Consider the following 16982-nt stretch of genomic DNA (forward strand, 5'->3'; position numbering starts at 1 on the left):
CTTCTTGGTGTATGGGCCAACGCCGCCTCCTCAAAGCGACACGTTGCGACCGTCAGTCTTGTCGAAAATGTGCAATCGTTCCGGATCGGGACGAAGGCGGATGATCTCCGACCCTCCCAGTGCCTCGAACTCGGCTGCGCCGACGACGCTCACCACCTTGCGACCTTCGAGATCAGCGTGGAGATAGACCTCGTGCCCCATGAACTCAGCATTAGTGAGCTTCGCGGTGAGCGCCGGCCCGTCCGCCGCCAGCGATAGATGCTGTGGTCGGGTGCCGATCACGGCTTCTGTCGGGCGGGCCGAAAGCCGGCCTTCAAGGTGTGGTCCGAGCGGCAAGGTCTGGCTGCCGATCGAAAAGGACGATCCGTCGAGCCGGGCGTCGACAAGGTTCATTTCCGGACTGCCGATGAAGCCGGCCACGAACAGGTTCGCCGGGCGATCGTAGAGTTCCTTGGGCGTGGCCACCTGCATGATGTGACCGGCCTGCATAACGCATATGCGATCCCCCATCGTCATGGCCTCGGTCTGATCATGCGTCACGTAGATGACCGTCGACGACAAGCCCTCCGCTTTGAGCTGGCGATGCAGGTCGGTTATGCGGACGCGCATCGAGGCTCGCAACTTGGCGTCGAGATTGGATAGTGGCTCATCGAACAGGAAGACGCCCGGCTTCTTGATGAGCGCGCGACCGAGAGCCACGCGCTGGGCCTGACCGCCTGAAAGCTGCTTGGGAAGGCGGTCGAGAAGCGGCTCGATCTCAAGGATCTCGGCCACTTGCTTGATCGCGGCCTCGATCTCCGCCTTCGGCTTGCCGGCGATCTTGAGCCCGAAGGCCAGGTTGCCGCGAACCTTCATATGAGGGTAGAGAGCGTAGTTCTGGAAGACCATGGCAATTGAGCGCTTGCCCGGCGGCAGATCGTTGACGCGCCGGTCCCCAATGAGGACTTCCCCGCCGGAAATCTCCTCAAGCCCCGCCACCATGCGCAGCGTCGTCGATTTGGCGCAGCCCGACGGGCCGACGAAAACCATGAACTCGCCGTCGTTGATGTCGAGATTGATGCCATGGACCGCCTTGAAGGCGTTGCCATAGACCTTTTCGAGATTTTTCAGTTGAACCTTAGCCATGTTCAGCCCTTGATCCCCCGGAGGAGATCCCTTCAATGAAGTAACGTTGCGCAGCGAAGAACACGATCAGCGCAGGGGCGATCGTGAGCACCGACATCGCGAGGATGCGGTTCCATTCGAAAGCTTCGGTCGTGTCGATCGAAAGCTTGAGGGCGAGGCTGACCGGATACTTGTCCACCGAGGACAGATAGATCAGCGGCCCGAGGAAATCGTTCATGGTCCACATGAACTGGAACAGGCACACCGAAATCAGTGCCGGGGCGAGCATCGGGACCACGATATAGATCAGCGTCTGGATGCTATTGGCACCATCCACCCGTGCCGCCTCCTCCATGTCTGTTGGCAATGAGCGCAGGAATTGCACCAACATGAAAACGAAGAAGGCGTCGCCAGCGAGTGCCGACGGCACCCAGAGCGGCAGAAAACTGTCGAGCCAGCCAAGATCACGGAACAGGAGATATTGAGGAATGCGGGTAACGACATTGGGCAACAGCAGGATTGCGATGACCGAGCCGAAGAGGATCTTCTTGAACGGGAAATCGAACCGGGCGAACGCATAGGCCGCCAAGGTGCAGGAGATGGCCGTCCCGATCACCTTTGGCAGGATGATCAGGAAGGAATTCCAGAAGAACCGGCCGAACGTATAGGGTGTCGATGTCTGCCAGCCCTTGATGTAACCTTCGGCAGTCGGGTTCTCCGGCAGGAAGCCCGCACCTGCGAAGATTTCGGAATTTGTCTTGAAGCTCGCGCCAACCAGCCAGATGAGCGGATAGAGCATGACGAAGCCGACTGCAAAGAGCAGGACATAACGGACCGCCGTCGAGACGAGACGTAGCCTTGCCCTGCGGGCGGCCTGGAGATCGTTGAAGGTTGCAAGATCGGTCATTTGCGGTCAGCTCCTCTTGTCGCCTGCGTAAAAGACCCATTTCTTCGATGACCAGAAGGCAACGAGGGTCAGGGCGGTGACGATGGTGAAGAGCACCCATGCTATGGCCGAGGCATAGCCCATGTTGAACTTCTTGAAGGCCTCGTCGTAGATGTAGAGCGGCAGCAGATACGTCGCCTTCAGCGGACCACCCTGCGTGATGATGTAAGGTCCGTTGAACTCCTGGAAGGCTTGAACCATCTGCATGATGAGGTTGAAGAAAATGACGGGAGTCAGCAGTGGCAACGTGATGAAGAAGAAGGTGCGCACCTTGCCCGCGCCGTCGATGGCTGCTGCCTCGTAAAGCGACTTGTCTATCGACTGCAGGGCGGCGAGGAAGATCACCATGGCTGATCCGAACTGCCAGCATCGCAATAGCGTAATCGTGAACAGCGCGTTCGTCGGATCACCAAACCAGTCAATCGGAGAAAAACCGACCGTCGTCAGCGCCATGTTGGCAAGTCCCTCCGTGGCGAAGATGTAGCGCCACAGGACGGCAATGGCGATCGAGCCGCCGAGGATGGAGGGAACGTAGAAGGCGGTTCGAAAGAGACCGATGAACATCAGCTTGTAATTTAGGATCGCGGCGATGAAGAGCGCGAAGGCAAGCTTCAACGGTACCGTCAGGAACACATAAAGCAGTGTGACGTTCAGCGACTTCGTGAAGGTGCGATCGCGTGTGAAGAGCCGTTCATAATTGGCAATCCCCGTCCACCGAGGTTCGCTCATAAGGTCATAGCTGGTAAAGCTCAGGTACAGCGACCCGATGAAAGGGATCGCCGTGAAGACCAGAAGACCAATGATATACGGGGCGAGATAGCCCAGCCCCATAAGGCGCTGCATCTTCATGACATCCCTCCCGGGCAGCCCTTGAGCGCAGCCTGCATAGATGCAATTTTGTACAAATCTGGCTCCCAATTCGGTGCAGGAAGAATGGGCGGAACGCCACGTTTCTATACCACGAACCGATCTCCTCCCCAGAAGACACGGTTTATTCGGTGACATTGGGCTATTTTCAGATCAGAATGAATTCACAAAGGGAAGGAAAAAGATGGACGAAATCGAAGGTGGCATTCTATCGGCGATTCCCGCCGCGGCGTTGACGCTCAACCTGACGCGCGCGGCGATCCGCATGGAGCATTCGCAAACCTGGCGGATCGACAAATCCAATCCGGTCGACGATCTCGTCATTTGCCTTGAGGGCCGCGGTCATTATCTGATCGACGGCGAACCACGTGTGATGGAGCGGGGCGACGCCATGCTGATCAGCGGCGGCCAACACTTCATCGGCTGGAATGAAGGGCGCGAAACCTATATCGGCGTGGCGCAGCACTTTACGCTCGACATCTATGGTCGTCACAATCTCATCGAGCAGATGCAACTGAGGCCCAAACTGCATCTGAGCCGCTGGCCGTTTCTGGAACCGATTGCCCGTCACTATCGTCAGAGCGCGCCCCCTTCCTCGGTATCGCTCGGCCAGCACCATCTTTTCATGGTCCTTCTCATCGCCTTCATCGAGGATGCGTTTCTCGGGTGGCGCGACCACGCGACCTACCAGCCGGAGGGCGCGGATGCGATTGACCTTGCGGTGATGAAGGCAGCAACGATGATCTCGGCCAACCCGCTCGAAAACGACATCGCCGTGAGGGCGGTCGATGCTGCACCCTACAACTACGATTATTTTCTGCGCGAATTCCAGAAGCGCGTGGGTCGCACGCCACGCAAATACCAGGAGCTCAAGCGAATGGAGCGCGCGATGCATTTTCTGGAAGGAGGGCTCTCGGTTGCGGCTGCGGCTGCGGAGGTCGGCTATGCAGACCCCTATTATTTCTCGCGCATGTTCAAGCGCACACTTGGGCTCAGCCCCCGCGACCACCTGAACAAGGTTCATCAGAGCCGCCATGGCGACTTGATGCAACTCGACGAACCGGAGCAGGAAATCCGCCTTGCAACCGCCCGCACGATCGAGAAGCGATAAACGGACGATCGAAATTATGAAGCTAGCGGGCCAGGACCCCTTAGATCCATGGGAGTCAGCCTAGTTCACGGGCACGCTGCGTCTAAAGCGCCGCTTTGCAAACGCGGTACGCGTGGCTCCCTGGAAGACTGCGCTCGTTCGTTTCAAGATTGGAGCATCTTGAATTCGACGAGGGCATCACGATTGATCTCGATCCCCAGACCTGGACCATCTGGAATAGCGACGACGCCATTGACCGCCTCCAGTGGTGTCTTAAGCACCGCCTGTCGGAATGGATTCTCCGTTCGGTCGAATTCCAGGATCGGCTCGATCGGATTGGCGCGGACCGGATCGGGCACCATCGCTGCCATGAATTGCAGTGCCGCGGCGATCTGCACGCCTGTCCCCCAGACATGTGGCACGACGCGGATACCATGAAGTGTCGCCAGGCTTGCGATCTTCTGCGCTTCGGAAAAGCCGCCGCAGCCGCAGAGATCGGGCTGGAGAATGTCGACCGCACGGGCATCCAGCGCCTGCCACATGCCGAACCTTGTATGCCAGGTCTCGCCACCCGCAACGGGGATCGGTTGACATGTGCGAACCTCCAGGTAGGCCGACAGCTGTTCGGGCACCACCGGCTCCTCGAACCAGTCGATATCATACTCCGCTGCTGCTTTGCCGAGCCGGATCGCTTCGGTGACGGTGTAACCGTGATTGGCGTCGATCATCAGGCGCATTTCGGAGCCTATCGCCTCGCGAACAGCGCGGATGACGCGTAGATCCTCGTCGACGCCAAAACCAATTTTAATCTTGCAGGCGTGGAACCCCTGTGTGCGGCGCTCCGCCATTTCGTTGGCGTTGTCTGCAACCCGATCGACGCCGTCGCGCTTGAAGCTACCCGTGGCATAGGCGCGCACGCTTTGCCGCCAGCGTCCACCAAGCAGCATGGAGATCGAGGCGCCGTAGTGCTTGCCTTTGATGTCCCACAACGCGATGTCGATGCCCGACAGTGCGGTGACGGTGAGACCACGCTGTCCCTGATCGCGCAGTGCATTGTAGAGCACGGCCCAGATTTTCTCGGTTGAGCGCGGGTCCTGACCGATCAGCCAGGGCGAAAAGGCTGCGACCACCGCCGCGTTGGGTTTTGCCGGACCGAGACATTCGCCCCAGCCGATCGTTCCATCATCGCATTCTATCTCCACCAGGACGTGAGCACGGCGGTCAAAGCGCATCGAGGCGCTTTCGAACGGCGTGTCTAGCCGGTGTTCCAAGAGATGCGTGCGAACGGCGGTGATCTTCATGCATTCCTCCGGAAGTCGCGGTATCAGACCTTGCGTTTCTGCCCGCCGATGAGCTTGTCGAGCATGCCCAGTTCCTCATCCGTCAGGTCCACCAGCGGCGCGCGCACCGGTCCGGCGTCGAAGCCCTGTAGCCGCACGCCGGCCTTGATCGCCGAGACGGCGTAGCCCTTCACCCGGTTGCGGATCGCCATGAACGGATAGAAGAAATCCACCAGGATGCGCTCGCAAGTAGAGCGGTCGCCGGCGCGCAGTGCCACGTAGAACTCGTTGGCAAGGCCCGGTACGAAGTTGAACACGGCGGATGAATAGGTCGTGACGCCGGCGCCGAGATAGGCTTCGGCAAAAAGTTCGGCCGTCGGCATGCCGCCCAGATACATCAGGCGATCGCCCATCTTTGCGGTAACCTGGCGCAGAAGCCCGATGTCACCCGTGCCGTCCTTGAAGCCGATCAGGTTCGGGCATTCGTCGCACAGCCGGGCAAGCGTATCGGCCTGCAGCACCGAATTGTCACGGTTATAGACCATGACGCCGATACCGACCGACTGGCAGACTTTCTTAATGTGGGCATAGAGCCCTTCCTGAGGCGCATCGATAAGATAGTGCGGCAGTAGCAGGATGCCGTCGGCCCCAGCCTTCTCGACCGATCGGGCGATATCGACAGCGATTTCGGTGCCGTAGCCACAACCCGACACGATGGCGGTTTCGCCTGCAGCCTCCTTGGCGGATGCGACGATGCCTGGGATTTCATCTGGCCGCAACGAGAAGAACTCCCCCGTGCCACCGGCTGCGAAAAGCACCGGGGCCTTGTAACCCGCGAGCCACTCGACATGCGCCTTGTAGCTTTCTGGCGCAAAGCGGCCTTGCGCATCGAAATGCGTGACCGGGAAGGAAAGAAGGCCGGAGCCAAGAGCAACCTTGATTTGTTCGGGGGTCATTTCAGTATTCCTCTGTGCATTCAACTGACCGTAGCCATAGCTAGACATCATACATATGTCAATTAGTCATCATACAAGTTAAATGACAAATTGCCACGAGCCGACGATTAACGCGCCAACCAGCCGCCGTCGACATTGAGGACCGCACCGTGGACGTAATTCGCCGCTGGCGAGGAGAGGAAGACCACCGCCCCTGCGATGTCCTCGGGGCGACCCCAACGATTGGCAGGGATGCGATCGAGGATTGCCTTGTTGCGGGCGGCATCGGCGCGTAGCGCCTCGGTATTGTTGGTCTCAATGTAGCCGGGGGCAACTGCGTTTACATTGATGCCCTTCGCCGCCCATTCGTTGGCAAGCAATTTGGTGAGACCGGCGACGCCGTGTTTTGCGGCCGTGTAGGAGGGAACGCGGATACCGCCCTGGAAGGAAAGAAGCGAAGCGATATTGACCACGTTTCCAGACCGCTCCTTGGCCAACAACTCCTTTGCGAACGCCTGGGTCGTGAAAAACAATGCCTTCAGGTTCACATCGACGACCGCGTCCCAATCCTCCTCGGTGAAATCGACCGCATCCGCCCGTCGGATGATGCCGGCGTTGTTGACGAGGATATCGATGTCCCGACCGACAAATATGTCTCGTGCCGCCATGGGATCCTTGAAGTCGAGCTGCATGCCGCTCGCCTTGCCGCCGGCCCTGCCAATTAAATCCAGAGTTTCGTCGGGCGAGCGGCGGGCCGCGCAGATAACCTCGGCGCCTGCGGCAGCAAGTCCTGCCGCAATCGCTTGACCAAGTCCGGTATTCGATCCCGTGACAAGAGCTTTACGCCCTTGAAGCGAAAAGGAATTTATCATTTCAGATCCTCCGGCTGGATGAAGTCCATGTCGGTATAGTCGACGTTGTCGCCAGCCATGGCCCAGATGAATGTGTAAGAGCCGATGCCCGCGCCGGAGTGGATGGACCAGGGTGGGGAAAGCGCGCCTTGCTCATTCGAAATGAACAGGTGGCGGGTCTCCTGGGGCTCGCCCATCAGATGAAGCACCCGGGATTTTTGATCCATACCAAAATAGAGATAGGCCTCCATGCGACGGTCATGGATATGCGAAGGGATGGTGTTCCAGACGGAACCGTCCTCCAACGTGGTATAGCCGAGCACCAGTTGGCAGCTTTCCATCACGAGCGGATGGATGAACTGATTGATGGTGCGCTTGTTGGAGGTTTCCGATGCGCCCATCTTCACTTCCTTGCTTTCGGCGGCCGTGATGAGGCGCGCCGGCAGGCTGCGATGAGCCGGGCAGGACGTGATATAGAACCGGCCCTTGCCAGCAAAGGTGACCGCCCCCGATCCGGCACCGAGATAAAGCACATCGCCCCGGTTCAAGGTATAGGTCTGCGCGCCGGCGGCGACAGTACCGGTCTCGCCAATGTTGACGATGCCCATTTCACGGCGATCGAGAAACAGCGGGGTCTTCGTTTCCTCCACCTTGTCAAGCGTTAGGGGCGCATCACCCGGCACCGCTCCACCCATCACGAAACGATCGTAGTGGGTGTAGACCAGTCGGATCTCTCCGACCCTGAACATATCCTCGGCCAAGAAATGCTTCCGAAGTCCGGATGTATCGAGTGTTTTGGCGTATTCCGGGTTGACCGCCTGCCTTGTTTCAACAGTCAGCATAAATTCCTCCTTCAAGTTGTCGACAACATATAATATGTGTTACCGTTATTGTATGATATGTCATCGGAGGTCAAGGTGCCCGCAGGAATGACGCGAGACCGAATGTGGTTTCGAGTGAAACGATGGCAGCTTTTTCGGGCACGAAGACCGCTAGAAGGTTGAGGCTCTGCCGGTTCACGCCATTGGCAGGTCGAAATGGCTGCGGTGCCGTGCCTGGCAATGCGGCAATGCGCAAAGGAATACCCCAAATGAGACGCCTTTTGATCACCGGCGCGGCGGGCCAGCTGGGCCGGGTCATGCGCAAACGGCTTGCGCCTCTCGCCGATACAATTCGCCTTGCGGATCTTGCTCGGCTTGACCCGCCCGAGCGCGATGAGGAGTGCATGTCCTGCGATCTTTCTGACGCAGCAGCAGTCCATGAGATGGTCGCCGGCTGCGACGGCATCGTCCACCTTGGCGGCGTTTCCGTCGAACGGCCCTTCGACCAGATCCTTGGCGGCAATATTGTCGGCCTCTACAACCTTTATGAAGCTGCACGCGCTCACGGTCAGCCGCGCATCGTCTTTGCGAGTTCCAACCACACGATCGGCTACTATCCGCAGACCGAACGGCTCGGGCCAGACGCCCCATACCGCCCGGACGGACTCTATGGGGTCTCCAAATGCTTCGGCGAGGCCCTCGCTCGCCTGTACTTCGACAAATTTGGCCAAGAAACCGCCCTGGTACGCATCGGCTCCTGTACGCCCGAGCCAACGAACTATCGAATGCTGTCGACCTGGTTCTCGCACGACGATTTCGCTTCGATGATCGAGGCAATTTTCCGCGTGTCGACCCTTGGCTGCCCGGTCATCTGGGGCAGCTCGGCCAACGACGCCGGCTGGTGGGACAACTCGCATCTTGGCTGGCTGGGCTGGAAGCCCAAAGACAATGCCGAGGCCCATCGCATCCACATTGAGGCCCTCACCCCGAGACCCGACCCCAGCGACCCGACGTCCCGCTTCCAGGGCGGCGACTTCGTAAACAATCCGATATTCAAGGAGTAAGACATGACCTATGAGCCACATGGCAAACACCTGATCGCCGGCGAATGGCGCGCAGCGCAGATCAAATTCCGCAGCGAGCCCGCCCACGGCGATGCCTTTGACTTTTCCGTCGGCACCGTCGAACTGGTGAACACGGCGGCCGAATCCGCCGAGGAAGCCTTCTGGTCCTACGGTTATTCGTCCCGCGAGACGCGCGCTGCCTTCCTCGACACCATTGCCGACGAAATCGAGGTCCGTGGCGCCAAGATCACTGAGATCGGCGCCTCGGAAACCGGCTTGCCCGCCGCCCGCCTCGAAGGCGAGCGCGGCCGCACCACCGGTCAGCTGCGCCTCTTCGCTTCCCACATCCGCAAGGGCGAACATCTGGACAGGCGCCATGACGAGGCGCTGCCGAACCGCACCCCCCTGCCCCGACCGGATATTCGTTTGATGCAGCGCCCAATCGGCCCGGTCGCCGTGTTCGGCGCTTCCAACTTCCCGCTTGCCTTCTCGACGATGGGCGGCGACACCGCCTCTGCGCTTGCCGCCGGGTGTCCGGTCATCGTCAAGGGTCACTCCGCCCATCCCGGCACAAGTGAGATCGTGGCGGAAGCCGCCGATGCCGCCATCAGGAGACTTGGCCTCCACCCGGGCGTCTTCTCTTTGATCCAAGGCGGTCGTCGCGATGTCGGCACCGCACTCGTCACGCATCCGCTCGTCAAAGCGGTCGGCTTTACCGGTTCGCTTGCCGGCGGTCGCGCTCTCTTCGATCTCTGCGTCTCACGTCCCGAACCCATTCCCTTCTTCGGCGAACTGGGCTCGGTGAACCCGATGTTCATCCTGCCGGAAGCGCTGAAAGCCCGCGGCGCGGAAATCGCAAAAGGGTGGGCGAGTTCGCTGACGATCGGCGCCGGGCAATTCTGCACCAATCCGGGCATCGCCATTATCCTTTCCGATCAGGTCGACACGTTCGCCGAAGCGACCCGTTCCGCGCTCTCAGGGGTTGGTCCGCAGGTGATGCTGAATGACGGCATGGCCAAAGCCTATCGCGAGGGAAGCATGCGCATCGCTGCCGGTGCCGGTGTGCGCGCGGTCTTGACCACCACCTGCGACCAGCGCGACGCCACACCCTTCCTCTTCCGCGTTTCCGCCGAGGACTGGCTCTCCAACCATCTACTTTCCGAAGAAGTGTTTGGTCCGCTCGGCCTTATTGTGACGGTCGAGACTATCGAGGAGATGATTGCCGTAGCAAAGAGCTTCAATGGCCAGCTTACCGCCACGTTGCATCTTGATGCGGGCGACACGCAAGTTGCACGCAGCCTGTTGGCGATCCTGGAGCGCAAGGCGGGGCGTGTTCTGGCAAATGGTTACCCGACCGGGGTCGAAGTCTGCGATGCCATGGTCCACGGCGGCCCCTATCCGGCATCCACAAACTTCGGCGCAACGTCCGTTGGAACCCTTTCCATCCGAAGGTTCCTCAGGCCCGTCTGCTACCAGAACCTGCCTGAGGAGCTGCAGCCGGACGACCTCAAATCGATCTAGGCACGGATTGCGCCGTTGTGGGGCAATGGCGTATCCACAATCAACGGCGGATTCCCGCCTTATTCACCGAATGGCGGCACGCATGACGAAAGTGACCACCCACGAACCGGCTCCGCTGCCAACCACGACGCTGGTGGTCAAGGTTGCAGACGCGCTTCGCGCACGAATGTCCAAGGGTCATCACAAGCCGGGTGATCGGCTGCCCTCCGAAGCCCAACTGACGCAGGAATTCGGCGTCAGCCGCACGGTCGTGCGCGAAGCAATTGCAGCACTTCGTTCCGACGGACTGGTGGAGCCACGCCAAGGAGCGGGCGTCTTTGTTCTCGATCCAACGCTTGCCACCCGCCGTCCGTTTCAAAACGTCGATCTGGCGCGCGTATCTTCGCTGATCGAGATGCTCGAACTTCGCACCGCCGTAGAAGGAGATGCTGCAGCCCTTGCCGCGCTTCGCCGCTCGCCCGGACAGGAGGAAAAGATCATCGAGGCCCTCGATGCTTTCCGCACGAGTTCCGCGGAGGGCCGACCGAGCGCAGAGACCGATTTTGCCTTCCACCTCGCGATTGCTCAGGCCACCAACAACCCGCGCTTCGCAGAATTCCTGCAGATGCTCGGTCCAACGCTTATTCCGCGCCGGGCGGTGACCGAGAACGGCGTGGAGACGGCGCTGCCCTTGGCCGATATCGAGCGGCTCGTGGACGAACATGAAGCGATCCTCGTCGCCATTCAAAATGGCGACGAAACACTGGCTCGCTCAGCCATGCGCGCTCACCTGAAGAACAGTCAGGCGCGGTACCGCGCCATGCTACGAGTGCTTCGCTGAGGTACAGGTTTAGACAGCCTGCCCTTGCATTCGGACAGATAACCGATAACATGCCAGACAGGTTCAATGCAGGTGAAGCAGCAATGGAAGCCCAAAACAATCACGCGAGAGGCACGTCGCTGGCGGCAAAGATCAGCGCCGATCTGCGTCGCGACCTGACCGAAGGCGTCTTCCAGCCCGGCGACCGGCTTCCGAGCGAAAGTGCGCTCACACGCGAATATTCCGTGAGCCGCACCGTAGTGCGCGAAGCAATTGCAATCCTTCGCGCCGACGGCCTGGTGGAAGCGCGCAAGGGCGCCGGCATCTTCGCGCTGCAGACGCTCGAAGACAAGAAACAACCATTCAAGGACCTGACCACCGAGCGAATTTCCTCGGTCATAGAGCTTTTGGAGCTTAGGACAGTCTTTGAGGTGGAGTCCGCCGGGCTTGCGGCCTCGCGCCGTTCTGCTGCACAGATCGAGGCGATCCTCGAGGCCCATCACCACGTTGGCGAATGCCTCGCCACCGGGAGCCCCACCCGTGACGCCGATTTCGAACTGCATCTCGCCATCGCGGAGGCTACGCAGAACCGTCGCTTTCCCGAATTCCTGCAGCTCATCCGGTCCGGCATCATTCCTCGAGGCGAACTGCAAGGCTCCGCTCCCGGCTCGCGCCCGAAGGACTATAACCTTCACCTTCAGGAAGAGCACGGCCTGATCGTGGATGCCATTATCGAAGGCAATAGCGACACTGCGCGCGAGCGCATGCGCGCCCATCTTCGCGGCAGCCTGGATCGCTACAAGGTATTGCTGCGCTCGCGCACACTGGCCCCCGAAGAGGTCAACCTGTCTTAGCTTGTCATACAGCCTGCAATGCATGTATGTTGGAGATGTCGTACATCATCAACGAGGCATCCATGACCCTTCCCACCTATCCCGCGATCTCGACCGATACTGGCGTTACCCGGCAAGTTCTTTCGCACTCACCGGAGATCATGGTCGTATCTTTCCGCTTCGAAAGCGGCGCTAGCGGCCGACTACATAGCCATCCGCACGTTCAATCCACCTACGTCTCGCGTGGCCGTTTCCGCTTTTTCCGTGACGGCGAAGCCCATGAATTGAAGGCCGGCGATAGTCTCGTCATCCCCTCAAACACTGAGCATGGGTGCCAATGCCTGGAGACCGGCGAACTTATTGACTGCTTCACACCCCGCCGAGACGACTTCCTGTGAGCAGATTAGCTTGACAGTACCCATAACCTGTGACAGATTTCCTTAAGTTGTCATACAGGACGGGAGCCTGTACCGCCTCACCTTCCGGCGGATGACAAACGGAGGATTCATGTCTTTACGTCGCATACGCTTCTACGGAGCGGCCGGGCAGATCGGGACCATTGCGGTCACGCTTCTCGGCCTGCTTCTCCTGACTTTTTTCATTGGCCGGCTCATGCCCGCTGATCCGGTGCGGGCCATAGTCGGAGAAGATGCGACCCGCGAGACCTATGAACAGGTCTACAACGCGCTCGGCCTGGACCGTCCTCTTTGGGAACAGTTCATATATTACCTAGGCGATGTCTTCACCGGCAATTTCGGTACCTCTATTCGCACCGGTCAGCCGGTCATACAGGACATCCTTCATGTCATGCCGGCGACGATCGAACTGGCCACTTTCGCAATCCTTATTGGAGCAGGCCTGGGTGTGCCGCTTGGCGTCTTTGCCGCCGTCAACAAGGATCGTTGGCCGGATCATGTGGTGCGTGTCTTCAGCCTTTTCGGCCATTCGATGCCGATCTTCTGGACAGGTATGATTGCGCTCATCGTCTTTTACGCCCATCTCGGGCTGGTCGGCGGCAGCGGGCGGATGGACCAGTTCTACATCGGTCTCGTCGAAGAGCGTACCGGCTTTCTCTTGATCGACAGCCTGATCGCCGGCGAGATGGACGTCTTCTGGTCCGCGGTGAACCACATCATCCTGCCAGCGGCGCTACTTGGCTATTCCTCCTCCGCCTACATCACCCGCATGACCCGCAGTTTCATGCTCGATCAACTCGGGCAGGAATATGTGACGACCGCGAGAGTGAAGGGGCTTTCGCGCAATCAGACGATCTGGCAGCACGCCTTCGTCAATATCCGGGTTCAGCTCGTCACCATCATCGCGCTCGCCTACGGTTCACTGCTCGAAGGAGCGGTCCTTATCGAGACCGTCTTTGCCTGGCCGGGCTTTGGTCAGTATCTCACCAACAATCTCATCACCGGCGACATGAATGCCGTCATGACCTGCGTATTGATCGTCGGCGTCATCTTCATCGGGCTCAATCTACTGTCCGACGTTCTCTACCGCATCTTCGATCCAAGGACACGCTGATGTCTACCCGCACCGAACCTACGTTCCGCCTGCCGGCTCCGTTGCACGCATTGAAGAACATCGTGCTGTTCCTTTTGAAAAGCCCGACCTCGACATTCGGCCTCGCCGTCCTGGTGCTGCTCATTCTGGTAGCTGCCTTTGCACCTTTGATCGCCACGCACGACCCCTATGTGCAGGATCTTGCCAAAACGCTGCAGCCGCCGGGCAACGGGCATGTCTTCGGTACCGACGAGCTTGGCCGCGACATTTTCAGCCGCCTTGTCTGGGGTGCCCGCATCACGCTGACAATCATCTTCCTCGTGTCGATCGTCGTCGGCCCCATCGGCCTCATCATCGGTACGACCGCCGGCTATCTCGGTGGCAAGATCGATACGGTGATGATGCGCATCACCGACATTTTCCTGTCGTTTCCGAGCCTCATTCTCTCGCTCGCCTTCGTCGCGGCGCTAGGCCCAAGCCTCAACAACGCCATTGTCGCCATCGCGCTGACCTCCTGGCCACCGATCGCTCGGCTTGCCCGCGCCGAGGCAATGACCTTCCGCAAGGCAGATTACATTTCTGCCGCAAGACTTCAGGGGCATCGCCGGCGCGCATCATCTTCAAGTCGATCATGCCCATGTGCCTGCCTTCGGTCCTCATCCGCCTGACCCTCAACATGGCGACCGTCATCCTCACGGCTGCCGGCCTCGGTTTCCTCGGCCTCGGCGCCCAGCCGCCGCTGCCCGAATGGGGCGCGATGATCGCAACCGGCCGCCGGTACATGCTGGACAGCTGGTGGCTCGTCACCTTCCCGGGCATCTCGATCCTGTCTGTCAGCCTCGCATTCAACCTGCTCGGCGATGGATTGCGCGATGCGCTCGATCCCAAGCAGATAAATCGGAGGTAGCCCCGTGGAAAAATCCATACTCGAGGTCGAAAATCTCCGCATTCGCTATGGCGGCGCGCCGGCAGAGGCCGTGCGTGGGGTTTCCTTCACGCTTGGCCGGGAACGGTTGGGGATCGTCGGAGAATCCGGTTCAGGCAAGTCCACGGTTGGACGCGCTCTTTTGCGTCTTCTGCCCGGCGCGACAATCACGGCCGACACGTTGCGCTTTGGGAACCTCGACCTCCTGACGCTCTCCGAAAAAGAGATGCTGAAGGTTCGTGGCCGGCGGATGTCAATGATCCTCCAGGATCCCAAATTCTCGCTCAACCCGATCCGGCGTGTTGGCGACCAGGTGGCAGAGACCTATCTGCGCCACTTCAGATGCTCGAAGGCAGAGGCCCGTGACAAGGCGCTCACCATGCTGGAAGCCGTCAAGATTCGTGACCCGAAGCGGGTCTATGATCAATACCCGCATGAAATATCCGGCGGCATGGGTCAGCGTGTAATGATCGCGATGATGCTTTTGGCAGACCCAGATCTCGTCATCGCCGACGAACCCACCTCCGCGCTCGACGTTACCGTCCGGCTTCAAGTGTTGAATATCCTCGACGGCCTCGTGCGCGACCGCGGCATTGGCCTCATCATGATCAGTCACGACCTGAACCTTGTGCGCAATTTCTGCGACCGCGTTCTCATCATGTATGCCGGTCGCGTGGTTGAAACACTCGCCGCCCGCGACCTCGACAGGGCCGAACACCCCTATACTCGCGGCCTGTTGGCAGCCCAACCAAGGATCGGTGGCGGGCGTGCGCCTCTGGCCGTGCTCGACCGCCAACCCGAATGGCTGGAGGAGAAAGCCTGATGTCCGTTTCCGTCGAAACCCGCGATGTGTCCATCACCTTCGGCGCTGGACCAACCGCCACCAAAGTCTTGCCGAGTGTCAGTTTCTCGGTAAGCCCGGGCGAGTGCTTCGGCCTCGTCGGAGAAAGCGGCTCGGGCAAATCCACCGTGTTGCGCTGCATCTCGATGCTGACCGATATCTGGACGGGCGACATCCTCATCGGCGGCAAGCCTGTGCGCGAGATGCCGCTTATCGAGCGCTGCCGCACGCTGCAGATGGTGTTTCAGGATCCGTACGGCTCGCTGCATCCGCGCCAGTCGGTACGCACCGTGCTCAGCGAGCCACTCGTCATTCACAAGCTCGGCGATCGCGAGGATCGCATGCGCAAGGCCATTGCCGATGTCGGCCTGCCCGTTTCCTTCCTCGACCGCTTTCCACACCAGCTCTCCGGTGGCCAGCGGCAGCGGGTGGCGATTGCCCGCGCGCTCATCCTGGAGCCCTCTTTGTTGCTACTGGACGAACCCACGTCGGCGCTCGATGTCTCCGTTCAGGCGGAGATCCTGAACCTGCTGCAGCGCCTGCGCGAGGAGCGCGGTTTCACCTACATCATGGTCACGCACGATCTCGCGGTGGTCGACCACATGTGCGATCGTTTTGCCGTCATGCTGCATGGAGAGATCACCGAGGTGCTTCCACGCGATGCGATCCCCGGAAACGGAGCGACCCACCCCTATGCCCGAGAACTCATCGGCGCCTCACTCGAATACGAAAGCGCGCACTGAGCTCGACTAATTGAAGCTCGGGCACTCCGTCTGAAATTGCCCTCGACGTGCCAGCTCCCCGGTCACGCGAAAGTGGCATAAGCAAGCCCAGAGCGCTGCCGATCGGCAGCAGCCCAATTCTTCACATGACAACCCACAACGGCCCGTGGCTTAGCGCAAGCCGTGGGCAACACAGGCCGACGGGATGAGATGCCAGCGCGTGAAGCTCCGTGGCATCCACGCGCCACAAGCAGTCACGGCAGCAGGCCCTGGTCAAAATCAAACGTCAGGACACTCACCGAGCATGGAATGGCGGGTTGTTCGCCATCACTCCTTCGTTGGTTCCCAGAGCTCGATCGGATTGCCCTCGGGATCGTGGATCCGGGCAAAGCGACCGACTTCCGAGTTCCACTCGGCTCGCGTTTCCACCGCGATCCCGCTCGCCGTGAGGTTTGAAATGAGCCCTTCCAGATCATCTACCCTGAAATTGATCATCCATTGTTGTTCTCTTCGTCCCAAATAGTCGGTGTTCTCAGAGAAGGGCCCAAAAATTGTCATTCCTGCCTCTTGCTGCCACACGGACTTGTGCAGGTCATCAACACCAAGATGCCTCTCATACCATTCGGCCAGCCCAGCCGGGTCCGCTGCCCTGAAGAACACACCGCCTATTCCAACGACCTTTGGCATGAGCCCCCCTTGGCTTGAGAGAGGACAATGCCGGCGAAGGGGCTCACATGCAACCTGAAGGTCAAGCTCGACGTGACGTCCGCAAGGTTGCAGAACATCGGTTACCTTTTAGTACTGCTGAGTCTGGAACATCGCCTCGGATGGAAAAGCGTGTCCTGGCGTCATTGCTTGCCGATAGATGTCGGGC

At 59.7% G+C, this 16982-nt stretch carries 17 protein-coding genes and 1 pseudogene; 10 read left to right on the forward strand and 8 right to left on the reverse strand.

Translation table 11 applies throughout. From position 1 onward, the window contains the following. Positions 1-30: 30 nt before the first annotated feature. The 3 genes from J3R84_RS35830 to J3R84_RS35840 are packed head-to-tail and all read right to left on the reverse strand — an operon-like array spanning position 31 to position 2899. Entirely contained in the window at positions 31-1125 is a 1095-nt protein-coding gene (locus tag J3R84_RS35830; protein ID WP_025430397.1) for an ABC transporter ATP-binding protein, read from the reverse strand. After that, a complete protein-coding gene (locus J3R84_RS35835) occupies positions 1118-2011 on the reverse strand; it encodes a carbohydrate ABC transporter permease (RefSeq protein WP_225968628.1) in 894 nt (297 codons plus the stop codon). The genes J3R84_RS35830 and J3R84_RS35835 overlap by 8 nt, the downstream gene beginning before the upstream one ends. Before the next feature lie 6 nt (positions 2012-2017). Beyond that, positions 2018-2899: a carbohydrate ABC transporter permease gene (locus tag J3R84_RS35840; protein WP_057221118.1), complete on the reverse strand. Its 882-nt coding sequence runs from the start codon at positions 2897-2899 to the stop codon at positions 2018-2020. Between the two features lie 202 nt (positions 2900-3101). Between J3R84_RS35840 and J3R84_RS35845 the strand changes: the two genes are divergently transcribed. After that, complete coding sequence (locus J3R84_RS35845) at positions 3102-4028, forward strand: helix-turn-helix domain-containing protein (RefSeq protein WP_107027040.1); 927 nt, start codon at positions 3102-3104, stop codon at positions 4026-4028. A gap of 143 nt (positions 4029-4171) precedes the next feature. On the opposite strand, the gene J3R84_RS35850 is transcribed toward J3R84_RS35845, so the two are convergent. From J3R84_RS35850 to kduI, 4 genes are all read right to left on the reverse strand, one after another. Then, on the reverse strand, positions 4172-5308 hold the full coding sequence (locus tag J3R84_RS35850; protein ID WP_203527463.1) for a mandelate racemase/muconate lactonizing enzyme family protein: 1137 nt from the start codon (positions 5306-5308) through the stop codon (positions 4172-4174). Positions 5309-5331: 23 nt separating this feature from the next. Further along, positions 5332-6243, reverse strand: a complete 912-nt coding sequence (gene kdgD, locus J3R84_RS35855; protein ID WP_025430402.1) for a 5-dehydro-4-deoxyglucarate dehydratase — start codon at positions 6241-6243, stop codon at positions 5332-5334. A 107-nt stretch (positions 6244-6350) separates the two neighbouring features. Continuing rightward, positions 6351-7094, reverse strand: coding sequence for a 2-dehydro-3-deoxy-D-gluconate 5-dehydrogenase KduD (kduD, locus tag J3R84_RS35860; protein ID WP_057207041.1), 744 nt, complete (start codon positions 7092-7094; stop codon positions 6351-6353). Beyond that, positions 7091-7915: a 5-dehydro-4-deoxy-D-glucuronate isomerase gene (kduI, locus tag J3R84_RS35865; RefSeq protein WP_203527460.1), complete on the reverse strand. Its 825-nt coding sequence runs from the start codon at positions 7913-7915 to the stop codon at positions 7091-7093. The genes kduD and kduI overlap by 4 nt, the downstream gene beginning before the upstream one ends. 248 nt (positions 7916-8163) lie before the next feature. Here kduI and J3R84_RS35870 point away from each other — a divergent pair, with 248 nt between their 5' ends. The 9 genes and pseudogenes from J3R84_RS35870 to J3R84_RS35910 all read left to right on the forward strand — a co-directional run bounded on the left by J3R84_RS35870 (position 8164) and on the right by J3R84_RS35910 (position 16129). Continuing rightward, positions 8164-8958, forward strand: a complete 795-nt coding sequence (locus J3R84_RS35870; RefSeq protein WP_203527458.1) for an NAD-dependent epimerase/dehydratase family protein — start codon at positions 8164-8166, stop codon at positions 8956-8958. Between the two features lie 3 nt (positions 8959-8961). Then, positions 8962-10479 (forward strand): aldehyde dehydrogenase (NADP(+)), encoded by a 1518-nt coding sequence (locus J3R84_RS35875; RefSeq protein WP_057221122.1) that lies wholly within the window; start codon positions 8962-8964, stop codon positions 10477-10479. An 82-nt stretch (positions 10480-10561) separates the two neighbouring features. Next, entirely contained in the window at positions 10562-11299 is a 738-nt protein-coding gene (locus J3R84_RS35880; RefSeq protein WP_203527457.1) for a FadR/GntR family transcriptional regulator, read from the forward strand. Positions 11300-11382: 83 nt separating this feature from the next. Next, positions 11383-12132: a FadR/GntR family transcriptional regulator gene (locus tag J3R84_RS35885; protein WP_057207033.1), complete on the forward strand. Its 750-nt coding sequence runs from the start codon at positions 11383-11385 to the stop codon at positions 12130-12132. Positions 12133-12194: 62 nt separating this feature from the next. Next, positions 12195-12509: a cupin domain-containing protein gene (locus tag J3R84_RS35890; protein ID WP_057207316.1), complete on the forward strand. Its 315-nt coding sequence runs from the start codon at positions 12195-12197 to the stop codon at positions 12507-12509. Between the two features lie 109 nt (positions 12510-12618). Next, complete coding sequence (locus tag J3R84_RS35895) at positions 12619-13641, forward strand: ABC transporter permease (protein WP_025430410.1); 1023 nt, start codon at positions 12619-12621, stop codon at positions 13639-13641. Then, a pseudogene (locus J3R84_RS35900) lies at positions 13641-14527 on the forward strand (ABC transporter permease). The gene J3R84_RS35895 and the pseudogene J3R84_RS35900 overlap by 1 nt, the downstream one beginning before the upstream one ends. 4 nt (positions 14528-14531) lie before the next feature. Continuing rightward, on the forward strand, positions 14532-15368 hold the full coding sequence (locus J3R84_RS35905) for an ABC transporter ATP-binding protein (RefSeq protein WP_025430412.1): 837 nt from the start codon (positions 14532-14534) through the stop codon (positions 15366-15368). Further along, on the forward strand, positions 15368-16129 hold the full coding sequence (locus J3R84_RS35910) for an ABC transporter ATP-binding protein (protein WP_057207032.1): 762 nt from the start codon (positions 15368-15370) through the stop codon (positions 16127-16129). Before J3R84_RS35905 ends, J3R84_RS35910 begins: the two co-directional genes overlap by 1 nt. A gap of 306 nt (positions 16130-16435) precedes the next feature. Here J3R84_RS35910 and J3R84_RS35915 read toward each other — a convergent pair whose 3' ends face one another. Continuing rightward, a complete protein-coding gene (locus J3R84_RS35915; protein WP_057221123.1) occupies positions 16436-16795 on the reverse strand; it encodes a VOC family protein in 360 nt (119 codons plus the stop codon). Positions 16796-16982: the final 187 nt, after the last annotated feature.

Origin of the sequence: Ensifer canadensis (assembly GCF_017488845.2) — a bacterium.
GTDB lineage: Bacteria > Pseudomonadota > Alphaproteobacteria > Rhizobiales > Rhizobiaceae > Ensifer > Ensifer canadensis.